The following is an 18,285-nucleotide window of genomic DNA, read 5'->3' on the forward strand; positions in this document are numbered from 1 at the left end:
TGCTCCTCACTCTTCCGGGTAACCCAAGCGCACCGCGACCGGGGTGAGCTGGGCGAACGCGGCGCCCATCACGTCGCGATACCTGCGCCAGTGGCCGGCAGGCAGGCGCGGTGCACCCAGCTGTGCAGCCGGCGGCATCGGACGCCCGAACACGCGGCCCAGCAGGTCGGCCATCGCATGTGCATCGTTGCCGATGTCGTCGATGCGCAGCAGCACGTGCGGATACAGGTCTTCCTCGTGCAGCGCGGCGATCTGGGTCAGCGAACGCACCAGCCACTGGCTGGCTTCGGCCATCGAGGTCATCGCCAGCGGAGCGGCGGCACCATAGGCGATCCAGTCCAGCAGCATGTCGCGCGGGTCGCGCAGCACCAGCAGCAGGCGACCCTGCGGCAGCTGCGGGCGCAATGCCCACAACAGCGCGTTGTCCCACCACAGCAGCCAGTCGATCACGGTGTCACTTTCCAGGCCGCGGGCGGGCAGGTGCTCGCGCCAACGCTCGACCAGGCGTTCCGGGCTCAGCACGCCCGACGCCAGGTCCTGCAGCGTGTTGTAGTTCTGGAAGGCATCGTCCGGTGGCGTGGCGGTGTAACGATCACTGCGCAGCACCGGGCTGGCAGCGGCCAGGCCGGTTGCCACCCGCTCCACGCCCGAACCCGGGGCGCCCCACAGGAAGATCGGCGCCGAGCCGCTGTCGCGCGTCGCTTCGTCGATGCTGGCCATCTCCGGCCAGCTCGGCGGTGCCTTGGCCTGCGGCGGCAACGGCAGCCGCTGCGAAGCCTGGTCGGTCTGCAGCGCCATCCACGTACGCAGCGCTTCTTCCGGCTGCCCGGCGCGATCCTGGATCTCGCCCAGCCAGGTCCGCAGATCAGCGCGGTGTCCCTCCGGTGCCTGTGCGATCAGGGCCTGCACGCGCTCCACGGCGGCGGCCGGGTCACGCTGCAGCAGCCCCTCGACGCGACGGCTTTCACCGCTGACGCGGCCCGGTTCCAGGGTGGTGATGCGCTCGGCGATGGCTTCGCCCTGCTCATGCTCGCCGGCCATGTCATGCAGGCGCATGCGCGCTTCCAGCGCCGGCAGGTGGCCGGGCATCGCTGCCATCCAGCGCTCCACGACGGCTACGGCGCCGGCACTGCCGACGTCTTCCACGGCCAGTCGTGCCAGCCACAGGTCATGCAGCTGGTCATTGCTTTCCAGAGCGTCATCCAGGCGTGTGCGGGCTTCATCTTCGCGGCCCAGGCGCTGCCAGGACATCAGCAGCAGCTGCAGCACCTGGCGATCACCCTGCAGCGATTCCAGAAGCGGCAGCAGGTGCTCCAGCGCCTGCAGCGGCTGGCCACTGCGCAGTGCCAGTTCGCCGGCCAGGCGGCGCATCGGCGGCACGTCCAGCTCCGGCTCCTGCAGCGCCTGCTGCATTGCCTCGGCGGCGGCCTCCACGTTGCCCTGGCGCAAGGCCAGCTGCACCACCATGCCGTGCAGCGAGGACATCTTCGGGTTCAACGCCAGCACGCGACGGAACGCCTGCTCGGCAAACGCCAGCATGTCCTTGCCCAGATAGGCAAAGCCCAGTGCGTACAGCACGCGGGTATCGTCCGGCAGCGCCTGGCTGGCCGCCGACAACAGGGCCAGCGCACGGTCGGCGTCGCCGCGGCGCAGCGCGACCATGCCATCGATGGTCAGCAGTTCCGGATGGTCCGGCTCCAGCCGCGAGGCCAGGGTCGACAGCCGCTGGGCCTCGTCGAAATCATTGCGGCCCACCGCCAGGTGCGCCTGCATCAGGTAAGCCGGGAAGGCGTTGGGGTCCAGCCCGGTGGTGCGCAGCAGGGCTTCATCGGCACCGTCGAACTGGCGCAGTGCCAGCAGCAGGCCGGCGTGCTGCAGGTGCAGCTGCGCATCATCGGGGGCCAGCTGCAGCGCCTGCTGCAACGCCTCCATCGCGGCCTCGGCCTGGCCCTGCTGCTGCAGCGCAAGCGCCAGCCAGCGGTGGGCCTCGGCCTTGCCGGGTTCGTCACGGGTCCACGCCTGGGCCAGCTGCACGGCCTGGCCGGCATCGTTCTGGCGCAACGCTTGGAGGATCTGGTCTTGCATGGCCGTCCGGTTCAAGGTCAAACCCGCATTGTAGCGGGCCGCGCGCCGGTGCCGGTTCAGCCCGGCAGGACCCGCCGCAGGCGCTGTGCGACCCAGCGCTCGGAGAACCCATCGCCGCGCCAGTTTTCCAGGAAGCCACAGTGGCCGCCCCAGCAGGCGGTTTCCAGCCGCGCCTGCTGCGGCAGCTGCCAGTCGCGGAAGGTCGCGTAGGGGATCACCGGATCGTCCTGCGCCATCAGGATGTCAGCAGGTACCTGCAGCGTGGACAGGCGGTCGCCGGCGATGGAGTAGCCATCGAAATAGGCCTGCAACGAACCGAACGTGGTGTGCCGCTCGACCAGCCAGGCGGTCAGCGAACGGATGTCCATGTTCAGCACACGGTCGTCGCAGTCGCTCAGTTCGGGGAACAGATCGCGCTTGCGCCGCAGCGAGCCGGCCCACTTGCGGCGGAAGTACCAGTCGTACATCGCCGGGCCGTTCTCGATGTTCTCCATGGTCAGCCCGGGGTCGAGCACCGGGCAGACCGCGGCCACGTGCTGCAGCGGTACACCGGCGGCCGGTGCGCGCAGGGCCAGCCGCAGCACGAAGTTGCCACCCAGCGAGTAGCCGGCTGCAACCAGCGGCAGATCGGGCCAGCGCTGGGCGACATCGCCTGCGGCGTGCACCACTTCGTCGATGAGGTTGGAGTGGAAGATGCCGGGATTGAGATGATGGGTGTTGCCGTGGTCGCGGAARTTCAGCCGCACYACGTCGAACCCCTGCTCCAGCATGCGGGCAGCRGCCATGCGCATGTAGCTGGATTCGGCGCTGCCTTCCCAGCCGTGCAGCAGCAGGGCGATGCCGCGCGGTTCGCGCCCTTCGACATGGCTGTGCCAACCCTGCAGGCGCACACCTTCGCCACCATCGAGGATCAGCTCCTCGCTGACCGCGCCGGTGGCGGCCAGCAGCAGCAGGCCGCGCTGCAGGCGCATGCGGCTGGAGCTGAGCATCGACTGCAGGTGCGGATTGCGCAGCCAGCGCGGCGGCTGATAGTCGGACGCGGTGAGCATCGGCGCATCAGCGTCGAGGGTCGGTGGCGGAGACACGGCCACCCTCGCCTCAATCCCCGCTCATGGCCGCCACGATGCGCGCGCGCGAAGTTTCCGCGATGCGCCGACGGCCTTCCAGGTCCTGGGTGCCGATCGGCTCCAGGAAATGCACTTCGGTATGCCGCGCCGGCTCACCGAGCAGGCGCAGGAAATTGGCGAAGAAACTCTCGCCCGGGCCGAAGGCCACGATGGTCTGTGCATCCCCGCGCACGCCGTAGATCAGCGCCACCGGCTGCACCGGCACGCTGGTTTCGACGGCGGCCTGGAAGATGCGCGCATGGAACGGGCCAACGTCATGGCCGCCGCGGGTACGCCCTTCCGGGAACACGCCTACCGCCTTGCCGGCGCGCAGGCGGTCGGCCATCACCTGCATCACCCCACCGAGCGATTCGGTGTTGCCACGCTGGTGGAAAATGGTCTGGCCGCGCGCGGCAAGCCAACCGACCACCGGCCAGCTGGCGATCTCGCGCTTGGCGACAAAGCCCATCATGCGCTGGCTGTGCAGGATGGAGATATCGACCCAGCTGACATGGTTGGCGACGAACAGCACTGCGCCCGGCAGCGGCTGGCCGACGCGCGACAGGCGGAAGCCGAAGATCCACATCAGGCCGCCCTGCCACCAGTTCACTACCTTGGCGCCGAAGGTAGCATCGCCCACGCGCAGCTCGCCCCATGGCGGAAGCATGCCGATCAGGATCAGCGGCAGGAACACGGTGATGTGGACCAACAGCAGCGGTACGCGGTACAGGTAACGGCACACACGCGCCACGCCGCCGCGGGGGGCCGGAGTGGGGGAAGTCATCCACGCACGATACCGGAGGGCTGCCATCGCTGCCAGCCGAATTCGGCCATAAGTCTCATTGACGGCGGCCATCGGTGGGGAACGCTGGGTTCCGCCGCCGTCACCGATGCCGCGACGGCTCAACCGTGCCCGGCCGCCACCACGGCCAGGGTCAGCCGCGAGATGCAGACCAGCCGGCCCTGCTCGTCCTCGATGCGGATTTCCCACAGCTGGGTGCTGCGGCCCACGTGCACCGCGCGCGCGGTGCCGGTGACCGTACCCGAACGCACGGCGCGTACGTGGTTGGCGTTGATCTCCAGGCCCACGCAGACCTGCTTGGCGGTATCCACGCAGAGGTTGCCGGCGCTGCTGCCGAGGGTTTCGGCCAGCACCACCGARGCGCCRCCGTGCAGGATGCCGTACGGCTGGCGGGTGCGCTCATCCACCGRCATGGTCGCCTGCAGCCAGTCCTCGCCAGCGGCGCTGAAGACGATGCCGAGAGTATCGATGGCGGTATTGCGGCTGAGTGCGTTGAGCTGCTCGATGGAAACGGCTTCGCGGAATACCTGGGTCATGCGGCTACCTTCAGAGGATGGGAACGAGGCCGGCGCCGAATGCGGTCAGCATGCGCACCAGCAGCCACTTCGGCCCGACATTGACCTCGGGGAAGTCGCCCACCGCGACATAGCAGCGGTGGAAATCGGCGCTCTGCCGCGGCAGTGGCTGCGGGCAGTCCGGGCCGGGCTTGAACTCGTAGTCGGTGGCATAGCGCCACGGCCAGAAGTCGAGGATCGGCAGCGCCTCGGAGGCCTTGCCGACGCTGTAGTTCAGGCCGGACAGGACCGGCGGCTTGGCACGCGGCGCCACCGTCCAGGAGTTCTGCGGGTGGGTATCGCGCAGGATGCTCTGGGCCAGCTGCTCGGCGAAGGTCGGATCGTCGATGATCACCGCGCCTTCGGTGTTGTAGTTCTCGCTGCGCGGATCGAAGTTGTGGGTGCCGACCACGCCGATGCGGCGGTCGACCACCAGCGACTTGGCATGCAGGCCCATGCGCGCGCCCTTGCGGGTGACCGGCAGCGGCTTGTTGACCGCCTTGCTGCCCAGGAACGAGGGGCGCGTTTCGGTACGCAGCAGGCGGGTCTCGACTTCGCTGCCGGCAGCACGCCGGCGCGCACGGGCATTCTCATACGCACTGCCGGTACGCGGATGGATCACCCGCGCCGGCCGGTCGTCCACATCCGCAGCGGCCACCGCATCACCACCACTACCGCCACCGGCATTGCTGCCCGCCGCGCTGCCACCGAGCAGCGGATTGCGGCCGGTATCGCTGCCCGGCGCTGCGATCGGGTCGGGCAGCAGGTTGCGGTAATCGACCGGGGCATCCAGCGGGAACGGCTTGAATTCGAAGATGTTGAAGCCCAGCTCGCGCATGTTGCGCCGCTTGTACTTGTAGGACAGCGCATACACGATCGGGTTGTCGGTGGCGGCCAGGCTGTTGCTGGATACCACCACGCGCGGCGGCTGCGGGCGCTTGCGCAGCTCGCGGAACAGTTTCTGTGCCGGCTTGGACAGCACCAGGTAGGGCGTCTGCAGGATCACTTCGTGCTGCGCACTGGAGATCAGTGCATCCAGCTGCGGCTCGGTGACATGCTGCCCGGCCAGTGGGGCGTCGGCGCGCTCACGCCGGTGCTTGCGCGGCAGATCGGCCACATAGCGCACCGAGGCGACCGGCAGGGCGGTATCCACGAACGAACGGGTGACGAAGGCGACGTCGTTGGCTTCCTCGCTGACCCGCTCCACCCGCTCGGGCCTGCGGAACTGCGCCGGCGGCAGCAGCGGCACGCCCTGCTTGAGCAGGGTACGGCCGACATCGTTCAGGCGCTCGGCCGGCACGCTGCGCTGCGCGCGCCAGAAGGCATCGAAGTTGGCCGCCATCGCGCGTGCTTCGGGGCCGGCGATCAGCACGTCACGGTCGCGGAAGTTGTATTCGCGGTCCCAGTCGTAATAGTCGTCCTGGTAGTTGCGCCCACCGACCACGCCGATCGCATCGTCAACCACCAGCAGCTTGTTGTGCATGCGCTGGTTGAAGCGGCGGAAGCAGCACAGCACGCTGCCGGCATAGTCGAAGTAGTTCAGACGGGCCTTGCCGAAGGTCGGGTTGTAGACCCGCAGCTGGAAGTTCTCGTGGGCACCGGCCAGTGCGCCGAGGATCTGCAGGTCGGAGATCGCCGAAAGCTGGTCGATCAGCAGCCGCACCTTCACCCCGCGCCGCGACGCCGCCAGCAGCTCGTCGATGACCAGGCGGGCGCTGTCGTCCTTGTCGAAGATGTAGGTCTGCAGGTCGATGCTGCGGGTGGCGCTGCGCAGCAGGTTCAGGCGCGCGACCAGCGCACCTTCGCCCTCGTCCAGCAGGGTGGCGTAGTGCCGCGGCTGGTCCGGGGTCGATTCGCTGAACGCCCGGCCGGCCAGTGCCCGCAGGGGCGAATCCAGCGCGCAGCGGTCGGCCTGCTGGCAATCGACCTGGGTCGAGCGCGCCTGCACGGCAATCGCCTCGGCGCGATCACGCTGGGCATGCGACAGCGACGCGCAGCCGCTGCCCAGCAACACGGTTGCCAGCGCCAATACACGCAGCAAGGGATTCACGGTTTCGGCGCCTCGCTGAGGCGCGCACGCAATACGAAAGTCACTCGGTCACTCAAGGCAAGCTGCCAGCTGTCCATGCCATACCGACCTCGTTGCACGGTACCGCGGCTGACGACGTCGCAATCATAGCCGGGTCGGGCACATTCCGCTTTCTCGACCTTGAGCGTCTCCGGATGGCTGACCCCGCGCAGGGTCAGCCGGCCGTCGATACCGCCGCCCTCGGCAACCGTCTCCGGCCAGTACGGCAGCGAGTCGAACTCCACGAACGGGTAACGGCCGGCATCGAAGAACTCGGGGCCGCGCATCCAGCCGGTATAGCGGTCCTTGCCGGGAATCTCCACGGTGCGGGTGAACATCTTCAGGTGGACCTGGTGGCGGCCATCGGACAGCACCTCGATACGCCCCTCGAAACGGGGGAACACGCCCTCGATGCGCTGGCCGAAGCGGGTGCGGACTTCGAAACCGATCTGCGAGCGCACCACATCCAGCTGCAGCGTACGCGGCGGTTCGGCCACGACCGCCGGCAGCGCGGTCGGTGGCGGTGCGGCAGCCCAGGCCGGGCCGATGGCCAGAACGACTGGCAGCAGACAGCGGCCCGGCAACGCCAACCTCATCGGCTCACGGCCACCAGAAGGCGTTCAGGCTGGCCACGCCCGGCTCGATCGTCGCCTCGCGGGCGAACCCGAGCACGGCCACGCCGCCCGGCGGCATGCCACGGTAATCACTGCTGGTGCCATCGGTCATCAGCGCCACCAGCTGCTCCAGCCCGGGGTTGTGGCCGACGATCAGCACCCGGTCCAGGTCACGGCGCTCGTCCACCAGCGCGGCCAGGGTGCCGGGGGTGGCCTCGTAGATGCGGTCTTCCAGGCGCTTTTCGACATAGCCGATGGCTGCCATCACCGCTTCCAGGGTTTCGCGGGTCCGCCGCGACGGTGAACACAGCACGCAGTCCGGCAGCAGGTTGTTCTCCTTCAGCCACTTGCCGGCGGCTTCGGCTTCAGCGAGCCCCACCGGCGACAACGGCCGGTCGAGGTCGGCCTGGCCGGTGGTGGCCGGTTCGGCGTGGGCGTGGCGGAGCAGGATCAGTTCGCGCATTGCGGGATTCCAATGAAGGGATGGAGACCTACGGCTGTTACAGCTTCAGCCAGGACAACAGGGGTTCCCAGTCGGCCTGGTGCTCGCGCACCTGGGCGGAGCGGTAATCGAAAAGACTGCGGCCCAGGCCGGTCATGACCACATAGCTCTGGCTGTCGCGCAGCTGGGCGACCACCGGATAGGGCCAGTCAGCCAGCATCTGCAGGGCCTGCTGCGAGGTCTGGGTCCAGGGCTTGGTGCGGTTCAGCACCAGCCCGACCGGCAGCTTGCGGCTGTGCACGCGCGGTACCTGGGCCAGGCTGTTGAGGAAGCCGACGATGGCTTCGATGTCCAGTGCCGAGGGCAGCACCGGCACCACCACGGCATCGGCAGCGTCGAGGAAATGCGGGATATCGTCGGCCAGCGCGCCGGCCGGTGCATCGATCACCACGGTATCGGTACCATCGGGCAGCTTCTGCGCCCATTGCTTCTTGCGGTACACGTCGATCGGCAGTACCGCGCTTTCCAGCCCGGCCCGGCGCTGTGCCCAGCGGGTGCTGGAGCCCTGCGGGTCGGCATCGGCGATCACCGTGGCCTTGCCTTGCAATGCCGCGTACGCGGCCAGGTGGGTGGCGATGGTGGTCTTGCCCACCCCGCCCTTGGAACCGGCCACCAGGATCGTCTTCATGCCAGCCTCGCTTCCGGGTACGTGCCCCGAGCGTACACCGCCGATGGTGACGGAAGGTAGAGCCGTGCTGAACCAGTGCCCCCGGCCTTTGCTATCGTGGCGCCCCCGAAGGATCGAACCGCCATGAGCGAACTGCAGGACCTGAGCGCACTGATCCGCGCCAACACGCCGTTGATCGTGGTCGAGACCCAGGATGAGGGTCGCATCGTCGAGCTGTTCCGGCAGACGCTGATGCATGTCTGGCGGGCCCTGCACCGCTGGTCGATCACCGAAGGCCTGCGCCGCATCGACCTGGAGCGCGAGGACGAGCCGGTCGGTCCGCCCGATGCCAGTGCCGCATTGCAGATGATCCGCCAGGCCGACCAGCGCGGCGTGTACCTGCTGCTCGATTTCCACCCCTACCTGGGCTACGCCAGCCACCAGCGTGCCCTGCGCGACCTGATCCAGCGCCGCCACAGCGAACCGCACGTGCTGGTGCTGATCGGCGCCAAGGTGGAACTGCCCKCCGAACTGGAAGCCCTGGCGGTGCGCTTCAACCCGCGCCTGCCCGACGCCAATGCACTGCTGAAGATGCTGCGCGAGGAAGCCGATGCCTATGCACGCGAACACGGCGGGCGCCGGGTGGAAGTGGACAGCGAGGCGGTCAAGAAGATCCTGAAGAACCTGCAGGGCCTGAGCCTGGTCGATGCGCGGCGCATCGCGCGGCAGCTGATCTATGCCGATGGCGCGCTGCGCGACGACGACCTGCCGCAGTTGGCGCGGCTGAAGTTCGAGCTGCTCAACCGCAGCGGCCACCTGTTCTTTGAACATGACAGCGCGCGCTTCGGCGATGTGGCTGGCGCCAACCGGCTCAAGCGCTGGATCAACCAGCGTCGCGTCGCCTTCATCGCCGGCTCGGCACCGGCCGGGCTGGACCCGCCGCGCGGCATGCTGCTGCTGGGCGTGCAGGGCTGCGGCAAGTCGATGCTGGCCAAGGCCACCGCCGCCGGCTTCGGCGTGCCGCTGCTGCGCCTGGACGTGGGCGCGCTGTACAACAAGTACCACGGCGAGACCGAAGCCAACCTGCGCCAGGCACTGGCCTCGGCCGAGCAGCTGGCGCCGTGCGTGCTGTGGATGGATGAGATCGAAAAGGGCCTGGCCACCGGCACCGAGGATGGCGGCGTGTCGCGCCGCGTGCTCGGCTACCTGCTGACCTGGATGGCCGAGCGCAAGGCGCCGGTGTTCATCGTGGCCACCGCCAACCAGGTGCACGAGCTGCCGGCCGAGCTGCTGCGCAAGGGCCGCTTCGACGAGATCTTCTTCGTCGACCTGCCCTCGGCCGATGTGCGCGTGGAACTGCTGCGGCTGCACCTGGGACGGCGCCAGCTCAATGCCGACGACTTCGCGCTGCCCGCACTGGCCGCAGCGGCCAACGGGTTTTCCGGTGCGGAAATCGAGCAGGCGATCGTGGCCGGGCTGTATTCGGCGCATGCCGAAGGCCGGCCACTGGATACCGAACTGCTGATGGGCGAGATCCGCACGACACGGCCGTTGTCGGTGCTGATGGCCGAGCAGGTGGCGGCGTTGCGGGAATGGGCGTCGGGGCGCACGGTGTCCGCGGACGACTGAAGGTCGCCGCCACCGCGTCCATCCACGCAGGGCGTGGATTCCCTGTCGGTCAGGGTGCGGTGTCTGGGCTCCAGCCAGCGGGCGGGGTCAGCGGCAGACCGTTTTCCTGCAACAGGCGGCTGATGGCTGCCGTCGTGCCTTCGCGCGCGGCGCGCTGCAGGTAGCCGGCGGGCAGCCCCCGCCGCCGCGCACTCAGCTGTTGCCACTGCAGCCAGTCAAGTGCGCGCTGGGCATCAGGATCGGCGGGCACCAGCCGCAGTGCCAGTTCCTGCAGACCCAGATCGCCACTGGCTGTCATCTGCGTGGCCAGCCTCCTGCACGTTGCGCTGTGCTGTGCCTGCCCGCACAGCGCAATGCCGGCGAAGTCCCACAAGGTGCGTTCCTCCAGCGACCCCAGCAGGGCGTCTTCGACGATCTGCCGCGGGCTGCGGTCCGCCTCCTCCAGCGGCGTGTCGGACAACGACACCCCTGCCAGCGCCTGCAGCTGCATCGCCAGCAGCCGCCGCGTCCCATCACCGAACGGTTGCCGTTCCGCGGCGGCGCGCAGCTGCTGTGTCGCCATGCCGACTTCTTCCAACCGCCAGGCCACCTGCACCGCCTGCCACGCGCCCTCGCCGTTGTCCTGATCGTCCGCACGCTGCGCCTCCAGCAGTGCCGGCAACAGCCCGGCACCTGTGGGCGCAGCCGTGGGCAAGCCAAGATTGCGACCGACGGGGTCACCGCAGGTGAGCGTGCCCTGGCACAGCCGCAACAGGCGGTGGCGGTGGAAGCGGTGCGCTGGCGCGGCCTGCCAGGCGTCCAGGAAAACCGGCGTGAGTGCATCGGCATCGGTCAGGCGCTGGCCATCGGCCTTTACGCCCAATGCCAGCGACAACTCGGCCCCCTGCCAGCGCTCGGCCGGGACATCGCTGGCCTGCAGGGCGGCGATGCGGGTGACGACCGGCTGCAGCCAGTCCGGCACGGACCGGTCCTGAGCATTCAGCCCCCCTGGCAGCAGCAGCGACAGGAACAACAGCAAGGTAGCGCGTTGGCGCATCCGGAGCTCATGGCAGCGAAGGGCCAACCATTGTAGGCCCCCTTGCACGCCGCCAGCGGCCGGCCGCTGTCAGGGCCAGGCTGGAGGCGCGGCCAGCCAGGCCTGCTGTACTTCGGCCAACGTCGCGCGTTCGTCGTCGCGCCATTGCGGCAACAGCTGCGCGTAATGGCTGCTGTCGCGCCATTGCCCCGGCTCGGTCCGTACGGCGGCGGCATACCACTTCACCGCCTCCTGCTGCTGGCCGGCCCGCCACAGCGCCAACGCATAGCTCGGCGGTACCCAGCCCGGATTGCTGCGCAGGGTGCTGGCAGCGGCCTGCCACTGTTCCAGCGCGGCCAGCGCCTGGCCCTGCCGCAACAGGTCCCAGCCATAGTTCCAGCGTACGCTGCGGCCCAGCGCGCTCTGCACCGGCGCCTCGGCCAGTGCCTCGCGATAGAGCTTGTCGCCCAGTTCCGCGCGCCCCTGCGCGATGGCCACCGACGCCAGCTGCGCCGTGGCTTCCAGCCCCTTGCGGCCACGCTCGCGATGCTTCAGCAGCTGTGCCACCAGGTCTTCGCCTTCACCCTGCACCACCGTGATCGGCGCGGCAGCGGCGTCGCTGTCGAAATAGAACTCCTGCGGTGCCGGCAATGCCGGCGCGGCCCACACAGTGGCCGCTCCCGAAACCAGCAACACGCCGGCCAGGAACTGTCCTGCAACTGACATCCCAATTCCCCCAAGGTTGAAACACCAACCCTCCCTCTCTCTCCCCGATCCTAACCCCAGCACGGCCCCGGCGCGAGTGCCGGGGGCCCTGGCCCCCCACTGTTACAATTCGCGCCTTTCCCGCCGCGTGCACCTGCGCGGCCGGTGCCAGCCGATCCTGACAGGCCAGCCATGACCAGTACCGCGCAACTCACCTCGCCCGCTTCCGCCGACCTGCTCGACCGTGATTACACGCTCGACCACAAGTACACCCGCAACGAAGGGCGGATCTACCTGAGTGGCGTGCAGGCGCTGGTGCGGCTGCCGCTGATGCAGCGCCTGCGCGACGAAGCTGCGGGCATCGACAGCGCCGGTTTCATCAGTGGCTATCGCGGCAGCCCGCTGGGCGGCTTCGACCTGGAACTGTGGCGCGCGCGCAAGCACCTGGAAACGGCCAAGGTGAAGTTCACCCCGGGCCTCAACGAGGACCTGGGCGCCACCATGGTGTGGGGTACCCAGCAGACCAACCTGTTCCCCGGTGCCAACGTGCAGGGCGTGTTCGGCATGTGGTACGGCAAGGGCCCGGGCGTGGACCGCTGCGGCGACGTGTTCAAGCACGCCAATGCCGCCGGCACGTCGCGCCATGGTGGTGTGCTGGCACTGGCCGCCGATGACCATGCCTGCCGCAGCTCGACCCTGCCGCATGGCAGCGAGGACGAATTCGTCAGCGCGATGATGCCGGTGCTGAACCCGGCCGGCGTGCAGGACATCCTCGACATGGGCCTGCTCGGCTGGGCGATGAGCCGTTACACCGGGCGTTGGGTCGGCTTCAAGACGATCGCCGAGACGGTGGAATCGTCGGCCTCGGTCGAGGTTGATCCGCTGGCCCGGCGCATCGTGCTGCCGGAGGACTTCGACATGCCCGCCGGCGGCCTCAACATCCGCTGGCCCGATCCGCCACTGGACCAGGAGATGCGCCTGCACCGCTATGCGGTGAAAGCCGCGCAGGCCTTCGCGCGTGCCAACGGCATCGACAAGGTGGTGATGGACGCGCCGCGTGCGCGGCTGGGCATCGTCACCACCGGCAAGAGCTACCTGGACGTGCTGCAGGCCCTGGAATACCTGGGCCTGGACGAGCAGGCCTGCGCCGACATCGGCATCCGCGTGTACAAGGTCGGCATGACCTGGCCGCTGGAACCGGAAGGCATCGCGCGCTTTGCGCAGGGCCTGGAAGACATCATCGTGGTGGAGGAGAAGCGTGCCTTCATCGAGCGCCAGATGAAGGAGCAGTTCTTCAACTGGCCAGCCAGCTGGGGCCAGCGCCCGTCCATCGTCGGCAAGTACGACGAGGCCGGCGAGTGGATCCTGCCGTCCACCGGCGAACTGACCCCGGCCACCATCGCCGGCGTGATCGGTCGCCGCATCCAGAAGTTCTTCAACAACGAATCCATCGAGCAGCGCCTGCAGTGGATGCAGGAGAAGGAAGCCGAGCTTGCGTTGCCGCGCGCCAGCTTCCCGCGCGTGCCGCACTACTGCTCCGGCTGCCCGCACAACACCTCCACCACCGTGCCGGACGGCTCGCGTGCGCTGGCCGGCATCGGTTGCCATTACATGGTGACCTGGATGGACCGCAGCACCGACACCTTCACCCACATGGGTGGCGAAGGCGTGACGTGGGCCGGGCAGGCCGCGTTCACCGACACCCAGCATGTGTTCCAGAACCTGGGCGACGGCACCTATTTCCATAGCGGTTCGCTGGCCATCCGCCAGGCGATCGCCGCCGGCGTCAACATCACCTACAAGATCCTCTACAACGACGCGGTGGCGATGACCGGCGGGCAGCCGGTGGACGGCCCGTTGAGCGTGCCGGACATCGCAAAGCAGATGCGGGCCGAGGGCATCCACACCATCATGGTGTTGTCGGACAACATCGCCAAGTGGACGCGCCAGCGCGAGCATTTCCCCAGCGACGTGGAGTTCCACGACCGCAGCGAGCTGGATGCGGTGCAGAAGCGCCTGCGCGAAGTGAAGGGTGTTTCGATCCTGATCTACGAACAGACGTGCGCCACCGAGAAGCGCCGCCGCCGCAAGCGCGGCAAGCTGGAAGACCCGGCCAAGCGGGTGATGATCAATTCGCTGGTCTGCGAAGGCTGCGGCGACTGCGGCAAGAAGAGTTTCTGCGTGTCGGTGCTGCCGAAGGAGACCGAGTTCGGTCGCAAGCGCGACATCGACCAGTCCAACTGCAACAAGGACTATTCCTGCGTCAACGGCTTCTGCCCGAGCTTCGTCACCGTGCACGGTGGGCAACCGCGCAAGGGCAGCAAGCGCGATGCCTCCACGCTGCTGGACAACCTGCCGGCACCGGTGGTGCGCGGCACCCTGGAGCAACCCTGGAACATCCTGATCACCGGCGTTGGCGGTACCGGCGTGGTGACCATCGGCGCCCTGCTGGGCATGGCCGGTCACCTTGAAGGCAAGGGCGCCTCGGTGCTCGACCAGACCGGCCTGGCGCAGAAGGGTGGCGCAGTGACCACGCACATCCGCATCGCCCGCCGCCCGGACGACATCCATGCGGTGCGCATCGCCGCTGGTGAAGCCGATCTGGTGCTGGGCTGCGACATGGTGGTGGTCAACGACTACTGGGCACTGTCGAAGGTACGCGCCGGCCGTTCGCAGATGGTGCTCAATACCTACGAAGCGATGCCGGGCACCTTCACCACCCGCCCGGACATGCAGTTCCCCGCCGCCGACATCATCGCCGGCGTGCGCGTGGCCCTGGGTGGCGAGGAGCCGCTGCTGCTGGACGCAACCCAGCTGGCCACCGCGCTGCTCGGCGATGCGATCGCCGCCAACCTGTTCATCCTCGGCTACGCCTGGCAGCAGGGCCTGGTGCCGCTGTCGTTCGAGTCGCTGATGCGCGCCATCGAACTCAACGGCGCGGCCGTGGCGATGAACCAGCAGGCCTTCGCCTGGGGCCGCCTGGCCGCGGTCGATCCGCAGGCCGTGCAGCAGGCCGCCGGCCTGGTGCGCAACCGCCACACCGACACCGAGAACACGCCGGGCCCGCTGCAGGCGCTGCCGCCGGGCGAATGGGAAGGCAACGAATGGGGCGCTACCGCCGCACCGCGCAACACTGGTGACGAGCGCGAGCTGCGCGGGCTGCCGACGCACGGTGGCGATGTCGCCTTCCTGCCGCTGGACGATGCGCGCCTGTCGCGCTCGCTGGACGAGATGATCGAGCGCCGCTCGGCCTTCCTGACCGACTACCAGGATGCGGCCTACGCCAACCGCTACCGCAGCCTGATCGAGCGCGTACGCGCGGCCGAAGCCGAGCGCATCGGCGGCTCCACCGCGTTGACCGAAACCGTGGCCCGCTACCTGTTCAAGCTGATGGCGTACAAGGACGAGTACGAAGTGGCGCGCCTGTACACCAGCGGCGACTTCCAGCGGCGCCTGCAGCAGCAGTTCGAAGGCGATTACCAGCTGCGCTTCCATCTGGCACCGCCGCTGTTCGCCAGGAAGGACGAACAGGGCCGGCTGCAGAAGAAGGAATACGGCCCGTGGATGTTCAAGGCGTTCGGCCTGCTGGCGAAGCTGAAGTTCCTGCGCGGTGGTCGCCTGGATGTGTTCGGCCGCACCGAAGAGCGTCGCATGGAGCGCCAGCTGATCACCGATTACGAGGCGACGGTGCAGCAGCTGATCGACGGACTGGATGACGACCGCCTGGCGCTGGCGGTGGAGATTGCCAGCGTGCCCGAGCACATCCGCGGCTTCGGCCACGTCAAGGAAGCGCACTTCGAGAAGGCCAAGGCCCGCGAAGCAGTGCTGCTGGCGCAGTGGCGCAACCCGAAGGCGCTGCATATCGTGCAGGTGGCGTAATAGTGGCAGGTGGTAGTGCCGGCCGTTGGCCGGCATCTGCCCTTCCCGGACAATGTGTTGCCGGCCAGCGGCCGSCACTACCGGTGATTCACCCCAACCGCCACAGCAGCAGGCGGTTGTTGGACGGCATCGCCGCATCCCCCAGGCGGGTAAAGCCGTTGTCGGCGGCCAGCGCCTGCACCGCTTCGCTATCGCGGATGCCGCTGCGCGGATCACGCGCCTTCAGCCACGCATCGAACTGCGCATTGCTGTCGCTGGTGTAGCGACCGCCGTAGTTGAACGGTCCGTACACCGCCAGCAGCGCGCCGTGGCGCAGCAGGGGGGGAAGTGCGGCAAACAACGCCTGCACATGCTCCCAGCTCATGATGTGCAGGGTATTGGCACTGAAGGCAGCGTCGAACGTGCTGCCTTCCGGCAAGCTCAGGCCGGGCGCTGGCGGCAGTTCCACCTGCAGCGCCACCGGCGGCAGCAGGTTCAGCAGCGCCGCCTCCGCGCGCCAGGCCTCGATGCCGGGCAGATGATCCGGATGGTCGCTGGGCTGCCAGCGCAGCCATGGCCAGCGCTCGGCGAAGAAGGCAGCATGCTGGCCGGTGCCGCTACCGATCTCCAGCACCCGGTGGCGATCTCCCATCCACGGGTCGAGCGCAGCGGCGATCGGTTCGCGGTTGCGTTCGCAGGCTTCTGAATACGGCTTGCTCGACATCGAGACGGCGTCCAGGCGGGGTCGGCTTCATTGTGCACGAGGGGGGTATTGCTCGGCAGGGCTGCGCCCTGCACCTGCAGAGGCCGGAGCGAGAGCAACGTCAAAAGGCGGCATTCCGTGGGTCGGCGGGGTGGATCCGGTTGCGGGGGACGCCGTGAATCCGTCCATGGAGGCTCGGTCCATCCATGGCGCTCACGCCCCCGCAACCGGATCCACCCCGCCTTCGACAGTTTTCCGCGATCTGCTGGAACGGCTCTTGGGGTCAGATCCGTTTTCCTGCGGAAAACGGATCTGACCCCAGATTKATTTCGATATCTGACAGATGTGTCGACCAAGGTCGACACCTACCAACAGCCGCGGAGATCTGTCAGAGGTGGGGCGGTGTGGGGTGGCAGGACCGTTGGCGCCATGGATGGCGCCATCGAGCCCCCAATGGGTGAGGGCGCTTTGCTTGCGAAGCATTGCTTCGCAAGCGCCCGAACGCACAGCCGCCAGCGGCTGGGCCGGCCTGGGGTTTACGGCGTGTCCTGCCACCCCACACCGCCCCGCCCACCCACGGAATGCCCGCTTTTGACGTTGACGTTGCTGCTGAGGTTGCCGGCCAGCGGCCGGCACTACCGCAGGTGCAGGGCTGCAAGCCCTGCCGAAACCCTCCCCGACCATGACTGCAGTCACTTGCCCGAATGTCCGCCGCTGGCGAAAGTCGAGGAGTTGACGTGATCGGATCGGTCCTTTGCCGGCCGCACGGAAGTGAGAGAGAGACGCTGTGCAACGACGTGAGTTCCTGGCATTTTCCGCTCTGGGCCTGGCGGGCCTGGCCCTGCCGCATTCGCGGCTGATCGCCGCCGAGCAGTTGCTGGCCCCGGTCGACCCGGCCAAGCGCCGGCGCCTGGCCGAGGTCGCCCTCGCTGCCGCGCGTTCGGCCAAGGCCAGCTACTGCGACGTGCGCATCGGGCGCTACCTCAACCAGTCGGTGATTACCCGCGAGCACCAGGTCGGCAACGTGACCAACCGCGAATCATCCGGTGTGGGCGTGCGGGTGATCGTCAACGGTGCGTGGGGTTTCGCCGCCACCCACCAGCAGACCGAAGCGGCGGTGCGCACCGCCGTCGAACAGGCCACCGCCATCGCCCGCGCCAATGCCAGCATCCAGTCCCGCCCGGTGCAGCTGGCGCCCACCCCGGCCGTCGGCGAGGTGCGTTGGCAGACACCCATCCGCCGCAATGCGATGGAAGTGCCGATCCAGGACAAGGTCGAGCTGCTGCTGGCGCTCAATGCGGCCGCGCTGAATGCGGGCGCCGACTACATCAATTCCACCCTGTTCCTGGTCAACGAACAGAAGTACTTCGCCTCCAGCGACGGCTCGTTCATCGACCAGGACATCCATCGCATCTGGCTGCCGTTCACCGCCACTGCCATCGACAAGGCCAGCGGCAAGTTCCGCACCCGTGCCGGCCTGTCCTCGCCTATGGGCATGGGCTACGAGTTCCTTGATGGCGATGCACGCGGCAAGGTGCAGCTGCCCGGTGGCATCACTGCGTACCGTGATTCCTATGACCCGGTCGAGGACGCCATCGCCGCCGCCCGCCAGGCGCGCGAGAAGCTGAAGGCGCCCTCGGTGAAGCCCGGCAAGTACGACCTGGTGCTGGATCCGTCCAACCTGTTCCTCACCATCCACGAGAATGTCGGCCACCCGCTGGAACTGGACCGCGTGCTCGGCTACGAGGCCAACTACGCCGGCACCAGCTTCGCCACCCTGGACAAGCGCGATGCCGGTTTCCGCTGGGGCAGCGACATCGTCACCTTCTTCGCCGACAAGACCCAGCCGGGCAGCCTCGGCGCGGTCGGCTACGACGACGAAGGGGTGAAGACCCAGCGCTGGGACCTGGTGCGCGACGGCATCCTGGTCGACTACCAGGCGACGCGCGATGAGGCCCACATCCTCGGCCGCGATGCCTCGCATGGCTGCAGCTATGCCGACTCGTGGTCCAGCGTGCAGTTCCAGCGCATGGCCAA

At 68.3% G+C, this 18,285-nt stretch carries 14 protein-coding genes; 3 read left to right on the forward strand and 11 right to left on the reverse strand.

The genetic code is table 11. From position 1 onward, the window contains the following. Positions 1–6: 6 nt before the first annotated feature. From AC1DJN_RS07800 to AC1DJN_RS07835, 8 genes are all read right to left on the reverse strand, one after another. On the reverse strand, positions 7–2,085 hold the full coding sequence (locus tag AC1DJN_RS07800; RefSeq protein ID WP_154878994.1) for a tetratricopeptide repeat protein: 2,079 nt from the start codon (positions 2,083–2,085) through the stop codon (positions 7–9). 56 nt (positions 2,086–2,141) lie between these two features. Next, the gene (locus AC1DJN_RS07805) at positions 2,142–3,176 is read right to left on the reverse strand and encodes a YheT family hydrolase (RefSeq protein ID WP_025875982.1); all 1,035 of its coding nucleotides are present in this window, start codon (positions 3,174–3,176) and stop codon (positions 2,142–2,144) included. Between the two features lie 7 nt (positions 3,177–3,183). Then, positions 3,184–3,975 carry a lysophospholipid acyltransferase family protein gene (locus AC1DJN_RS07810; RefSeq protein ID WP_025875984.1) on the reverse strand — a complete coding sequence of 264 codons (792 nt, stop codon included), beginning with the start codon at positions 3,973–3,975 and terminating at the stop codon, positions 3,184–3,186. 119 nt (positions 3,976–4,094) lie between these two features. Beyond that, positions 4,095–4,529, reverse strand: coding sequence for a hotdog fold thioesterase (locus AC1DJN_RS07815; protein WP_478039052.1), 435 nt, complete (start codon positions 4,527–4,529; stop codon positions 4,095–4,097). Positions 4,530–4,539: 10 nt separating this feature from the next. After that, positions 4,540–6,597, reverse strand: coding sequence for a phospholipase D family protein (locus AC1DJN_RS07820; RefSeq protein ID WP_032977998.1), 2,058 nt, complete (start codon positions 6,595–6,597; stop codon positions 4,540–4,542). Beyond that, on the reverse strand, positions 6,594–7,211 hold the full coding sequence (locus AC1DJN_RS07825; RefSeq protein WP_025875990.1) for a YceI family protein: 618 nt from the start codon (positions 7,209–7,211) through the stop codon (positions 6,594–6,596). Before AC1DJN_RS07825 ends, AC1DJN_RS07820 begins: the two co-directional genes overlap by 4 nt. A 4-nt stretch (positions 7,212–7,215) precedes the next feature. Continuing rightward, a complete protein-coding gene (locus AC1DJN_RS07830) occupies positions 7,216–7,692 on the reverse strand; it encodes a SixA phosphatase family protein (RefSeq protein ID WP_032977995.1) in 477 nt (158 codons plus the stop codon). 37 nt (positions 7,693–7,729) lie between these two features. Further along, entirely contained in the window at positions 7,730–8,359 is a 630-nt protein-coding gene (locus tag AC1DJN_RS07835) for a ParA family protein (protein WP_025875994.1), read from the reverse strand. Positions 8,360–8,482: 123 nt separating this feature from the next. On the opposite strand from AC1DJN_RS07835, the gene AC1DJN_RS07840 reads away from it, so the two are divergent. After that, positions 8,483–9,967, forward strand: coding sequence for an AAA family ATPase (locus tag AC1DJN_RS07840; RefSeq protein ID WP_478039053.1), 1,485 nt, complete (start codon positions 8,483–8,485; stop codon positions 9,965–9,967). A gap of 49 nt (positions 9,968–10,016) precedes the next feature. On the opposite strand, the gene AC1DJN_RS07845 is transcribed toward AC1DJN_RS07840, so the two are convergent. Both AC1DJN_RS07845 and AC1DJN_RS07850 read right to left on the reverse strand, forming a co-directional pair. Next, a complete protein-coding gene (locus AC1DJN_RS07845; protein ID WP_032977992.1) occupies positions 10,017–11,003 on the reverse strand; it encodes a hypothetical protein in 987 nt (328 codons plus the stop codon). A gap of 69 nt (positions 11,004–11,072) precedes the next feature. Next, positions 11,073–11,708, reverse strand: coding sequence for a tetratricopeptide repeat protein (locus AC1DJN_RS07850; protein ID WP_313443967.1), 636 nt, complete (start codon positions 11,706–11,708; stop codon positions 11,073–11,075). 171 nt (positions 11,709–11,879) lie between these two features. Between AC1DJN_RS07850 and AC1DJN_RS07855 the strand changes: the two genes are divergently transcribed. Continuing rightward, positions 11,880–15,566, forward strand: coding sequence for an indolepyruvate ferredoxin oxidoreductase family protein (locus tag AC1DJN_RS07855; protein ID WP_442251608.1), 3,687 nt, complete (start codon positions 11,880–11,882; stop codon positions 15,564–15,566). Between the two features lie 88 nt (positions 15,567–15,654). Here the strand turns inward: AC1DJN_RS07855 and AC1DJN_RS07860 are convergent, their stop codons facing one another. Beyond that, positions 15,655–16,269: a DUF938 domain-containing protein gene (locus tag AC1DJN_RS07860; protein WP_442251607.1), complete on the reverse strand. Its 615-nt coding sequence runs from the start codon at positions 16,267–16,269 to the stop codon at positions 15,655–15,657. A gap of 766 nt (positions 16,270–17,035) precedes the next feature. Between AC1DJN_RS07860 and AC1DJN_RS07865 the strand changes: the two genes are divergently transcribed. After that, a partial coding sequence (locus AC1DJN_RS07865; protein ID WP_478039054.1) for a TldD/PmbA family protein occupies positions 17,036–18,285 on the forward strand: 1,250 nt, incomplete at its 3' end.

The sequence above is a fragment of the Stenotrophomonas sp. 05L414_2 genome, from assembly GCF_056397905.1.

Coding starts and splice junctions, on each gene's coding strand:
- AC1DJN_RS07800 (WP_154878994.1), bottom strand. CDS start 2,085: ATGCAAGACCAGATCCTCCAAGCGTTGCGCCAGAACGATGCCGGCCAG.
- AC1DJN_RS07810 (WP_025875984.1), bottom strand. CDS start 3,975: ATGACTTCCCCCACTCCGGCCCCCCGCGGCGGCGTGGCGCGTGTGTGC.
- AC1DJN_RS07825 (WP_025875990.1), bottom strand. CDS start 7,211: ATGAGGTTGGCGTTGCCGGGCCGCTGTCTGCTGCCAGTCGTTCTGGCC.
- AC1DJN_RS07830 (WP_032977995.1), bottom strand. CDS start 7,692: ATGCGCGAACTGATCCTGCTCCGCCACGCCCACGCCGAACCGGCCACC.
- AC1DJN_RS07835 (WP_025875994.1), bottom strand. CDS start 8,359: ATGAAGACGATCCTGGTGGCCGGTTCCAAGGGCGGGGTGGGCAAGACC.
- AC1DJN_RS07845 (WP_032977992.1), bottom strand. CDS start 11,003: ATGCGCCAACGCGCTACCTTGCTGTTGTTCCTGTCGCTGCTGCTGCCA.
- AC1DJN_RS07850 (WP_313443967.1), bottom strand. CDS start 11,708: ATGTCAGTTGCAGGACAGTTCCTGGCCGGCGTGTTGCTGGTTTCGGGA.
- AC1DJN_RS07855 (WP_442251608.1), top strand. CDS start 11,880: ATGACCAGTACCGCGCAACTCACCTCGCCCGCTTCCGCCGACCTGCTC.
- AC1DJN_RS07860 (WP_442251607.1), bottom strand. CDS start 16,269: ATGTCGAGCAAGCCGTATTCAGAAGCCTGCGAACGCAACCGCGAACCG.